The organism is Anaerovibrio sp. (assembly GCF_024697385.1).
In the GTDB taxonomy this organism is placed as follows: domain Bacteria; phylum Bacillota; class Negativicutes; order Selenomonadales; family Selenomonadaceae; genus Anaerovibrio.
Map to the genome: position 1 here is coordinate 1 of NZ_JAILFV010000017.1, position 12052 is coordinate 12052.

At 46.3% G+C, this 12052-nt stretch carries 7 protein-coding genes; all 7 read right to left on the reverse strand.

All coding sequences use genetic code 11. The annotated features are described in order from the left end of the window. Window positions 1-293 precede the first annotated feature (293 nt). Window positions 294-1523, reverse strand: coding sequence for an aspartate kinase (locus K6C05_RS01190; RefSeq protein WP_296730476.1), 1230 nt, complete (start codon window positions 1521-1523; stop codon window positions 294-296). Between the two features lie 422 nt (window positions 1524-1945). Next, complete coding sequence (gene ruvC / locus K6C05_RS01195) at window positions 1946-2440, reverse strand: crossover junction endodeoxyribonuclease RuvC (RefSeq protein ID WP_296730477.1); 495 nt, start codon at window positions 2438-2440, stop codon at window positions 1946-1948. Window positions 2441-2514: 74 nt separating this feature from the next. Continuing rightward, complete coding sequence (locus K6C05_RS01200) at window positions 2515-3249, reverse strand: YebC/PmpR family DNA-binding transcriptional regulator (protein WP_296730478.1); 735 nt, start codon at window positions 3247-3249, stop codon at window positions 2515-2517. A gap of 120 nt (window positions 3250-3369) precedes the next feature. Beyond that, window positions 3370-4593, reverse strand: coding sequence for a tyrosine--tRNA ligase (tyrS, locus tag K6C05_RS01205; RefSeq protein WP_296730479.1), 1224 nt, complete (start codon window positions 4591-4593; stop codon window positions 3370-3372). Between the two features lie 33 nt (window positions 4594-4626). After that, on the reverse strand, window positions 4627-6735 hold the full coding sequence (locus tag K6C05_RS01210; protein WP_296730480.1) for a penicillin-binding protein 1A: 2109 nt from the start codon (window positions 6733-6735) through the stop codon (window positions 4627-4629). A 240-nt stretch (window positions 6736-6975) separates the two neighbouring features. Continuing rightward, window positions 6976-9354, reverse strand: a complete 2379-nt coding sequence (locus K6C05_RS01215) for an endonuclease MutS2 (RefSeq protein ID WP_296730481.1) — start codon at window positions 9352-9354, stop codon at window positions 6976-6978. 25 nt (window positions 9355-9379) lie between these two features. Continuing rightward, window positions 9380-11932 (reverse strand): DUF3656 domain-containing protein, encoded by a 2553-nt coding sequence (locus tag K6C05_RS01220; protein WP_363317147.1) that lies wholly within the window; start codon window positions 11930-11932, stop codon window positions 9380-9382. Between the last annotated feature and the right edge of the window lie 120 nt (window positions 11933-12052).

Here is a 12052-nt window from a genome sequence, read left to right on the forward strand (position 1 = left end):
CGCCATTGTTCAAATTTTTCTTCTTTAGAAGAAAAATCTTCCAATTAGCGTTTCAACGAGCTGGGAGATATGCTCGCCAGCTGTTGTAGTTTGTTTTCCCCCACCTAAAGAGGAAGGGGACATCTTAAAGCTCGTTATACTTCTGTAACGAAACTTTTTTCCTTCCGGGCAAAAAGACAGCCCCTGTCATATTAAGGCAGGAGGCTCTCTATCCGGCTACATATTCAACTTATTCCGGGAAGCCATGGTCCCCACTGAAATCAGTCCAATGGGTCCATTTACTTCGGGTAAAATCACTTTTCAGGGAAAAATTCGGCATGAATTGCGTTGGCTGCTTCCTTGAGATCAGAACCGTTGATAAGACAACTGATACTGATTTCAGAGGTGCTGATGGCATCAATGTTGACATTGGCATCAGCCAGGGCGCCAAACATCCTGGCCGCAATACCAGGATTGCCGAGCATACCGGCACCCACAATGGATACCTTGGCGACATTTTCTTCAATAAGCACAGCGACAGCATGGAGCTTTTCTGCAACCACATCCACGGTTTTCTTGGTTTCCGGCAAATCATCCATGGTAGTTGTAAATACCATGTCAGTGACATTTTTTTCGATATTTCTGATACTCTGAACAATCATATCAACTGCAATGTTCTTTTCTGCCAGTGCTGAAAAAATTTCCTTGGCAATACCTGGATTATTTGGCACGCCCAAAACAGCAATTTTAGCAACATTATTATCATGGGCAACGCCACGAATCAAGAAATCTTTTTCTTCCATAGTATAAGCCTCCCTAATCATAGTACCAGCCGCGGATGTAAAGGTTGAGCGGACATGTATCGGAATATTGAAGTACTTGCCCATTTCAACCGAACGGGGCTGCATGACGCCTGCACCAAGACGGGCCATTTCCAGCATTTCATCATAGGTTATTTCCTTCATTTTCCTGGCATCAGGAATAAGTCGGGGATCAGCAGAATAAATACCATCAACATCTGTATAGATTTCACAGGAATCAGCCTTCAAGGCACCGGCAAGTGCCACGGCAGAGGTATCTGAGCCACCACGGCCCAGCGTCACAGGATCACCGTTTTCATCAATTCCCTGGAAGCCGGCTACTACCACTATATTACCTTTTTCCAATTCCTTGATGACCCTTGCGGGTTTTATATCTATAATCTTTCCCTTTGTATGAACTGTATTTGTCTTCATCCCAACCATCTGACCGGTCAATGATACTGCCTTCTGCCCAAGGGTCCTGAAGGCCATCGTCAGCAGGGCAATTGAAACCTGCTCACCTGTGGTAAGCAGCATATCCATTTCCCGGGGAAACTGATAAGGATTGTTATTGATACCCTTAGCCAGCTCAATAAGATTATCCGTGGTATCCCCCATAGCGGATATGACCATGACAATCTGGTCACCGGGCTTTTTTTCTTCAACAATTCTTTTGGCAACATTCATTATTTTTTCAGTAGAGCCTACAGATGAGCCGCCAAACTTCTTAACAATAAGAGCCATTGTATACCTCCTGTGGGATTGAACAAATGAAACAGCACCTGCTCAGCAATATATACAAAGCACCAACTGTAATCCACCAATGTTATTACAAGGCATATCCAATACAGGAAACCGAATCCCCACATTGGCATCGAATCAACTGAGCAGCAGGAGCTAAGTCCACGCAATAAAGACATTTGTTCAGATTTTCTCACTTACACACTTAAACAACGAATATTATAATACAATAATGGTGTTTAGTCCACCAATTTTCTTAACAAATAGTGTATACATTACATGTTTTTATGTATACAATGTGCATATCATTGTAAACCTGTATCAGTCTTGAAAGCCTTCCTGCCATATAAAGGTGCAGCATACCTCCCGCCTATAGCAAAAGGAGGCCTCCCTATAGCTTCCCGGATTTAGCCATGAGAATTTTGTCATAATTTATTTCTGTATACAAAGCTGTCCAACATATGGGAGGTGCATATAGCCACCGCCAGTGCATCTGCCACATCATCCGGTTTTGGTGGCTCAGGGAGGTTCAACAGCCGGGTAACCATGTATATGACCTGTTCCTTGGTGGCCTTACCATATCCGGTAACAGACTGTTTTACCTGCAATGGAGTCCGTTCCACCAGCTCCAGGGCGTTCTTTGCCGCCGCCAGCAGCACCACTCCCCTTGCCTGACCTACAGGAATGGCCGTGGTAACATTCCGGTTGAAAAACAGCTGCTCCACTCCCATAACATCAGGCTTATGCTTCTTTATCAGTGCGTCAAGATCGTCATATAGCTTCATCAGCCTGTCCTCCGGTCTCGCCTTTGAACTGGTGGTAATGGCACCATATTCCCTGGCCACCAGCCGGCTCCCCTTTAATTCGACAAATCCATAGCCACAGATTGCAGTACCGGGGTCTATCCCTAATACCAACATACAATCATTCCCTCCAAGCTGCATCATCGTCACAGCATATAAAATTAGCGGCCCGAAGGCCGCCAAAATATGGATTACTCTTCCTCATCCATTTCATAATTGCCGTATACTGCCTGAACATCATCGTTTTCATCAAAGGCATCAAGCATCTTCTGCATTGAAGCGACATGCTCACCCTCAACCTTTATGGTATTATCAGGCACCATTGTAATCTCAGCTGAGGCAGCCTCAATACCCTTGTCGTTCAAGGCCTGAAGTATATCATCAAACGCCTCAGGATCGGCAGTGATTTCAAAGACCTCATCCTCTGCCACAAAATCCTCTGCGCCTGCTTCCAGTACCAGCTCCATCAGGGCATCTTCATCGTCGAATACTTCCTTTTCAACCACAAATACTGCCTTTTTGTTGAACATCCAGGACACGCAGCCGGTTGCTCCAAGAGAGCCGCCATACTTGGAAAAAATATGACGGACATCTGCTGCTGTACGGTTTCTGTTATCAGTAAGGATATCCAGCATGATAGCAGTACCGCCAGGACCGTAGCCCTCATAGGTCATCTCCTCATAGCTGCTGCCATCAGAGGCCCCCAGGCCCTTCTGGATTGCCCTGTTGATATTGTCCTTTGGAATATTGTTTGACTTCGCTTTTGATAAAGCGAGCTTCAGACGCATATTACCAGTTGGGTCAGAACCACCCATGCGAACAGCAATGGTGATTTCACGGCCTATTTTAGTGGTTATCTTTCCACGAATAGCATCATTTGCACCTTTTTTTCTTTTGATATTAGCCCATTTTGAATGTCCTGACATTACTTAAAACTCCTTTTATTTATAGAATAAAACTTATTCAGTGAAAGACTTTGCTTCCACTGAATTGTAATTAAATCCACCTGTATTCAACGAATAACACATACATTATCTGTGGCAAAATCACACCTTTAACAGGCGATAGAATTTCTTCTTGCCTTTTTTAACTATTGCTTCGCCATTGGTAAAATCTGCATCAGATAAAACATATTCAGTATCAGTCACCTTTTGGTCATTGAGGGACAGCCCGTTCTGCTGAATCAGCCGACGGCCTTCTCCCTTGGAGGCAAATATTTCGGCTCCCACCAGTACATCCAAAAGCTTCTGATTGGCCTCCCCAGAGGAAAGCTCCACAGTTGGCATATTCTCACTGGAGCCTGCTCCGCCAAATACTGCTTCAGCTGCTGCCTGGGCCTTCATGGCTTCATCCTCGCCATGAACCAGCTTGGTCACCTCGTATGCCAATACCTTTTTGGCCTCATTGATTTCCTGTCCCTCAAGGGCGCCTAACCGGCGTACCTCATCCATAGGCAGGAATGTAAGCAGGGATAAGCACTTTTCCACATCTGCATCATCCACATTACGCCAATACTGATAGAAATCGTAGGCAGAGGTCTTTTCCTTGTCAAGCCACAATGCCCCACCTGCAGTTTTCCCCATCTTCTGACCGTCACTCTTGGTGAGCAGGGTAAAGGTCAATCCATAAACGGCATCACCGGTAATTCGTCTGGTGAGCTCAACACCACCAATGATATTTGACCACTGGTCATCTCCACCCATCTCCAGCTTGAGATTATAGCGACGATGAAGCTCCAGGAAATCATAGGACTGCATTATCATATAGTTGAATTCCAGAAAGGTAAGTCCCTTTTCCATGCGATTTTTATAGCATTCAGCAGCCAGCATGCGGTTTACCGTAAAATGAGGACCAACCTCACGCAAAAGTTCAATATAATTCAGCTTGCGCAGCCAATCACCATTATTGACCATCAGGGCCTTATCATCGGAAAAATCGATGAAGCGAGCCATCTGTTTCTTAAACTGATTACAATTGTATTCAATATCCTCATCTGTAAGCATCTTACGCATATCAGTACGCCCTGAAGGATCACCCACCGTACCGGTTCCACCACCAACCAGACAAACCGGTCTGTGCCCGGCCCGCTGCAGATGGGACATCACCATCAGACCCAGAAAATGACCGACATGAAGGCTGTCTGCCGTAGGGTCAAAGCCTATATAAAATGTCACCCGTTCATTGGCCAGCAGGGACCGAACCTCATCCTCATTAGTACATTGGGCAATATAGCCCCGCTCCTTGAGAATATCATAAACATTAGTTGTCACAATCAAATTTCTCCCCTTTTTACCTGGATACAGCTATCCATTTGATTTCTTACCGCCATTCGCCGTAGGTGTAGGCACTGCAGGCTCACCGGTATTCTTGGATTCATTGTTTTTATTTTGTTTGTCTGCTGTATTTTTGTCACCAGATGTTTTTTTGTTTCCCTTTATCGGCTTACCATTCTTGTCAAGAATCAGCTTGCCATCCTTGTCAATCAGATTTCCATCCTTGTCCACTGATTCGATCTTGGTTGGTTTTTCCACCGATGTGAGATAAGCCCCATCAAAGGACTTGTTCGGCATGCCGGACATTACCTTTGTCATAAAGGCCTTCCATATAACTGCCGGCGTGGTACCACCTGTCATGGTTCCCATACGCTGGTTGTCATCCGTTCCTATCCATACACCTACAACCAAGTCCGGCACATATCCCATAAACCAGGCATCGTGATAATCACTGGTAGTACCTGTTTTGCCGGCAGCTGGCCTTCCTATGTTGGCAGCAGTTCCTGTACCACGGGCCACAACACCCATGAGCATGCTGGTCAGATCGTTTACTGTACTCTTTTTGAGTACCTGTTTTGACTTAGGTGTTGGTTCCTCCAAAGGCTTGCCATTACGGTCAAGCACCCTGATGATAGCAGTGTGCTCAACATGAATACCATCATTGGCAAAAGTACAATAGGCACTGGTAAGCTCCAACGGGGTTACTCCCCTGGTGAGTCCGCCAAGGGCCGTAGCAAGATTGCCATCGTTCTGGTCCCCCTCGGTAACAAAGGTGGAAATTCCCATTTCCCTGCCATAATAAATAACCTTGTCAATTCCCACATCCTGGGCAACCCTGACAGTAGGAACATTCAGTGACTGTTCGGCAACATACCGCAGGGAGACCTTTCCGTTGAAATTGCGGCTGTAGTTCTGTGGCTCCCATCCGTTAATTTCCAACGGCTTATCATCAATGATTGACGAAGGCGTAAAATTTGATTCCAGTGCAGCGGCAAAAACAAATGGCTTAAAGGCAGAGCCAGGCTGTCTTTCAGCCTGAGTGGCGCGGTTGAACATGTCTGTCCCACGACCGCCTACCATGGCCTTAATATGTCCGGTATGCGGATCTATTGCCACCAGGGCACCCTGAGGCTGTTTAATACCATTCGCCTCTGACATATCCGGAAGGTTTTTCATTGCCTCCTCAGCAGCCCTCTGCATATCCATATCCAATGTGGTATATATCTTCAGGCCTTCCTTGTATACGGCATCCGAGCCGTATTTTTCTATCATCATCTGAATGACATAATCTACAAAATAAGCAGCTTCCCCACTGCTCTTGGTGGTGTTTTTCACCAGCCGGAGCTCCTCGCCCTTGGTTTTGCTGGCAGTGGATGTGCTGATATAGCCATACTTTGCCATCTGATCCAACACTGTAGCCTTACGGGCCTGAGCTGCCTTGAGATTATTCATCGGGGAATAATAATTAGGACTCTTTGGGATTCCGGCCAACATGGCACATTCACTTAAATCCAGTTCTTCAACACTCTTGCCAAAATAAGTCTTGGCCGCTGCCTGGACACCATAAGCCCCCTGGCCAAAATAAATCTGATTCAGGTAAAGCTCCAAAATTTCCTGTTTGGTATACTGATGCTCCAGCTGTATTGCCAGAAACATTTCCTGAATCTTACGCTTAAAGGTACGATCCTGGGTTAAATATGCATTTTTTGCCAGCTGCTGGGTGATGGTTGAACCACCCTCGCTTACCCCCTGATTGGTGATATTTGACCAGGCAGCACGCATTATACCGCGAAAATCTATACCGGAATGTTCATAAAACCGAACATCCTCAACTGCCACAAAGGCATTTTTCAGGTTTTCAGGAATCTGATTCATTTTAACGGGCACACGATTTTCATCTGCATGAACATTGGCAATTTCATTGCCATTAATATCATAAATCTGTGATGAGGCTGGTGGACGGATATCAGCCAAATCTGCTTTTGTATTAAATGTAGCCGTCAAAAAACCACAACCAACACCAATAATCATGACTGCAAATATTGCTCCAAAGATTATCATGATCCGTCTTGCATTGCTTCGCTGTTGTGGCTGTTTGGTCTGCCTGTTTCGCTGGGCTGCACCGGTGCGTTTTTCCATGATAGACCTCCTCATAAACATATACGGTCCTATTTTACCACACTTTAATGATAAACACCAATTAGTGTTTTTTTGCTGCATCCCTGTATCATCTATTTACACGCCATTGTTCACCACATAGGCATTTCATCAGGGCCTCATCGAAATCAAAAAGCCGCTCCTGACCACAGGAGACGGCCCAAATTCCATTAATTGCCAGAAGGCTGTTGTCATTTTTCACCACAAAAATGATTTATTAAATCATTTCAGGAAAACCAAGGTTGCACCTGTACCACCTTCACTCATGTCGGCAAAATTGAAATTCTCTACATTTTTATGACGCTTAAGATATTCATGGACTCCCTTGCGCAATGCACCGGTGCCCTTGCCGTGAATTATCAGAACCTGTGATAATCCTGCAATAAGGGAATCATCGATAAATTTGCCCAATACCACCTCGGCCTCGTCTACCATCATTCCCCTGATATCAATATCACGGCTTGCCCCCTGGGTCTTTTTCATGAAGCTGTTGCCCCCTGAGGATTTAGTCGGTGCCCCTGCTACATGGTTATTGTCAGATTTTCCCTTTTCCACAAACCTGCAGGCATTGGCCTTAATGGTAGTTTTCATACTGCCCATCTGGACCTCAATTTCCTTGCCGTTGATCCCCAGCACGGTTCCCTTCTGGTCCAGCTTAGTTACATATATTATATCTCCCGGGGCCAGTGTCTTTAAATCAACCGGCTTCCTGAAGGCCTTGCCTGAAACAAGTCCGGGGCGTACCAGGTCAGACACCTCATTCAGCTTGTTTCTGGCATCCTGTATTGTCTGCTGTCGCTTTTGGATTCCCATATCATTAAACTGCTCCTTGAGCATTTTAATGACACTCTCTGATTCCCTGCGAGCCCTGCGCACCATGGCCGAGCCTTCATCCTTTGCCTTTCTGATAATATCAGCCTTTTTCTGTGCAAGCTCACTTCGCATTTCCTCTGCCCTGGCTTCCATTTTTTCCGCCCGGCGCAACTTGGCTTCGATGCTGGCATTCATTTGCTCATACATCATTTTCTCTTTTTCCAGCTGATTAATAACCTGCTCAAATTGTGCATGATCTGCCTGAATCAGCTGTTTTGCCCTTATTACCAGGGCCTCGCTTAAGCCCAGCCGCCGGCTTATGGCAAAGGCATTACTTGCCCCTGGAATACCGGTCAGCAGTCTGTAGGTAGGCTTCAGGGTTTCCACATCAAATTCTACACAGGCATTCTCGATACCCTCACGGCTAAAAGCAAAGGTCTTCAGCTCCGAATAATGGGTTGTTGCCATTACAGTGGCCTTGATATTCAGCAGCTGCTCCAGTATAGCCATTGCCAGGGCTGCCCCTTCTTCAGGGTCTGTCCCCGCACCAAGCTCATCCAACAGCAGCAGATCATCTGACTCAACCTGTCCCAGTATCCCAACTATATTGGTCATATGGGCTGAAAATGTACTTAGGCTCTGTTCAATACTCTGCTCATCACCTATATCAGCATATATATTATTATATATGGCAATTTTGGAGCCTGCCTCCACCGGCAAAAACAGCCCTGACTGGGCCATCATCACCATTAAGCCCAGGGTTTTCATGCTGACAGTCTTACCACCGGTATTAGGTCCGGTAACCAGGAGCATACTGTATTGGTCGCCAATGGTAACATCTATTGGTACCACATGATCCGCATTAATAAGTGGATGTCTGGCTGCCCTGAGGCTAGTTACCCGATCCTCACTGATAACCGGTTCCACGGCCTTCATATCATAGGCCAGGGAAGCCTTGGCAAAAGTAAAATCAATAAAGGCCAATATATCACAGTTGGCCATCAAAGTATCATCATTGCGCCTGAGCTGCTGGGAAATATCCCTCAGTATCCGCTCCACTTCATGCTTTTCTGCTGCCAACAGCTGTTTTACATCGTTATTGAGATTTACTACCACCATTGGCTCTACAAACAAAGTGGAACCACTGGCTGACTGATCGTGAACAATGCCGGGGAAATATTGCCTGTATTCCTGTTTTACAGGAACAACATACCTGTCCCCCCGCATGGTGATAATGGCATCCTGAAAATACTTTTGATAATCGGCAGAATGAATGATATTGTGCAGGTGGTCCTTTATCCGTGACTGTGAAACCTTAATATCGCGACGGATACGCTTCAGTTCTGTACTGGCATCATCACGAAGATTGCCGTGCTCATCTACAACATTTTCAAGATTTCGCTCCAGCTGGCCCAAAATTTCCAGATTTCCGGCGGTTTCCCTGAGAATCGGCACATCAAGCTCCAGCTCCTTAAAAAACTTTTTTACGGAACGCATGGCGTACATATTACTCAATACATCCATTATTTCCGCCGGCTCCACCGTGGCACCTATCCCGATTCTTTTCATCAAATCCCGGATATCGTGTATCCCCCCTAATGGTGGATTGGCCACAGACAGGACCATATAGGCTTCGGCAGTTTCCCGCAGCCTGTCCCTGACTTCACCAATATCACTGCTGGGTTCAAGGCCGCCTGCCAATTCCTTACCCCATATTGATCCGGCCTTATCCTTAAGCATGCTCAATATTCTGTTATATTCTAAAACCTTAAATGAATCCTTTTCCATCTGATACCTCAACAATAAAGGGGCATCACAAAACGCCCCTGAAATAATGCCCACGAGTAATCCCCGGTCCCTCAGCAGCCGTGGCTGCTGTCTTTTCAGCTTCTGTCAGGTCCCTGTCATATTTCATATATCTTCTGTAGTTTTCAATGGTCTTTTTAAGCTGGCCATTATTCATGTACCGGCCTTCAATCCGCAGCTGACTTATTCCCATTTCCCGCAGCTTCATGGCATGAGGCAGCATGCTCAGTCTGTTGCCGTTCAGCACATGCATATGGCAATGCTGGTCCATCACCAACGGGAATTTTACATCCTTGCGGTCCTTCAGGAAAAACTGCTTGCCGCTGTTGACACAGGGTGCACTGCATGAGCCTGTATGGAGTCCGCCGATAAAGCTGCCGGTCACACAATACTCAGACACCATCAGCTCCAGGTTGCCATCGACTATACAGGACAAAGGAATCGGGCTCTCCCCCAGCAATTCGCCAATCTGTCCCATATTCAGCTCAGGGGACAGGGTGGCAGCTTCCACTCCAAGTTCCTCCAGATATTCAAGGGTTTTATGATTATATACTATAAAAGAGTAATCCGTATGAACCGGCAGGGAAGTATATTTTTTTACTGCACTCAGGGAACCTATATTATGCACATTAATAGCATCAGGTCCATAGTCCGCTACAGTCCGGAGCCATTTATGAAAGGCCGGAAGCTCCTGGTCCCTGATAATCCGTGAAGTATTAAAGGCGATACTTGCTCCTGCCTTGTGGGCCATGTAGGCAGCCTTTTCGTACTGTATCGGCGTAATGGCTTCATGAGCATAGGAATCCCCACCATATACGATCCAATCAGCACCTGCAGACAATGCAGTCTGAACCATCTCCAGCCTGTCCACCACTGCAGTTATTCCTGTTGGGGCTTTTCCTGCCGATATTTTTTTTGCCTTTGGAGGAACAGATAATACACGCCCCTTGCGGGAAAAGGCCTCAAGTCTCATTTTCTCCACATTTTCAACTGCCGCTCTTCTGGCTTCATTGATTTCACTTATTGGCACCATGACATTATCACCCAACCGGCAGGTCAGGCCACGAAGTTCGAAAATGCTGGTCCCCAGTCGCGATACCTGCTTTTTGATGGTATCTTCATTTAATGGTCGCTTTATGGCTTCCTGTCCAATAAAAGCGGTTGTTCCGTTTCCCTTATTTCCATCAGCATCTGTAATTGTTATTACTAGTGGTTCCCCCACAGCGGCAGTTACCTCTATATCCACCGGAACACGCCTCACCGGGGCGCCGGTGTTATAAAAGCCCTTGGCCCAATCCATAAGCTCCTGATCATATACCTTAAAAGCCCGGTCATGGGCATAAACCGGTGAATCCACCGGAAAGCACACCATATTTCCGGCCTCGGCACACTTAACAGGCACAACATTGCGATTTTTGCCCTCCTTGATGAGCTTAAGTTCCCTGACAGTGGCAGTGACCCTGCCACCCACCTTGACCCAAAAATCCACCTGGTCACCCTCAGACAATCTGTCTGCCAGCTTTAAAATGGCTTCCCCTGATGAACGGTCATATTCCAGGACACGCCCCAGCATGATTCCCCTATTATTAGGCCGCTTATCACTCATCATATTCCGCCCCTGTTTTTTCTCCAGATAGGCTGTTGTAAAATCTCGATTGAAAATTTGTGATAAATCGTGACGGTTTTTCTCCGTTACCTGAAAAGCCCCGTCATAATAACTGTCAATGGCCTGACGATAATTATTCACCACTATTGCCACATATTCAGGACGCTTCATCCTGCCCTCGATTTTCAGTGAAGCCACTCCTGCTTCAATAAGCTGGGGCAGAAGCTCTATGGTATTCATATCCCGGGGGCTGAGCAGATATTTACCTGCAGTATCTCCCAGCAAATTGTTATCCTCACCATCTACCAATGTATATGGAAGACGGCATGGCTGTGCGCAGCGGCCACGATTGCCTGATCTGCCACCAATAAGGCTGCTCATAAGGCATTGCCCTGAATAGCAGACACACAGGGCTCCATGGACAAATACCTCAATTTCCACATTGCAATTATCGATGATATGCCTGATATTTTCCAGGGATACCTCACGGGACAGCACTACCCTGGAAAATCCCAATTCCTGAAGTGCCAGTACACCATCAAGATTATGCACTGTCATCTGGGTGCTGGCATGGAGGGGCAGCTCCGGCACAACTTCCCTGGCCAGCCTGGCTACTCCTAAATCCTGCACCAAAATGGCATCTGCACCAGCTTCGTACAAAAAGCGAAGATATTTTTCCAGGGCAGGCAGCTCCTGGTCATCAATTATTGTATTTACGGTTACATTTATCAGTACATTCCTTAAATGGGCCGTGCGAATAGCTTCCCGCAACCCATCCTCATCAAAATTATCTGCATATGCCCTGGCGCCAAACATATTTCCCGCCAGATAAACTGCATTTGCCCCACTTTCAATGGCAGCAGTCAAAGCCTCTCTGCTGCCTGCCGGTGCCAATAATTCCACCAAGTTTCTATCCTCCATATTCATAATCACACTTATAACGCCATTGTTCAAATTTTTCTTCTTTAGAAGAAAAATCTTCCAATTAGCGTTTCAACGAGCTGGGAGATATGCTCGCCAGCTGTTGTAGTTTGTTTTCCCCCACCTAAAGAGGAAGGGGACATCTTAAAGCTC

What these genes read in the sequence shown, in the direction of transcription:
- ruvC (WP_296730477.1), bottom strand. Translation starts at nt 2,440, where the DNA reads ATGTTGGTATTAGGGATAGACCCCGGTACTGCAATCTGTGGCTATGGA.
- K6C05_RS01210 (WP_296730480.1), bottom strand. Translation starts at nt 6,735, where the DNA reads ATGGAAAAACGCACCGGTGCAGCCCAGCGAAACAGGCAGACCAAACAG.
- K6C05_RS01215 (WP_296730481.1), bottom strand. Translation starts at nt 9,354, where the DNA reads ATGGAAAAGGATTCATTTAAGGTTTTAGAATATAACAGAATATTGAGC.
- K6C05_RS01190 (WP_296730476.1), bottom strand. Translation starts at nt 1,523, where the DNA reads ATGGCTCTTATTGTTAAGAAGTTTGGCGGCTCATCTGTAGGCTCTACT.
- K6C05_RS01200 (WP_296730478.1), bottom strand. Translation starts at nt 3,249, where the DNA reads ATGTCAGGACATTCAAAATGGGCTAATATCAAAAGAAAAAAAGGTGCA.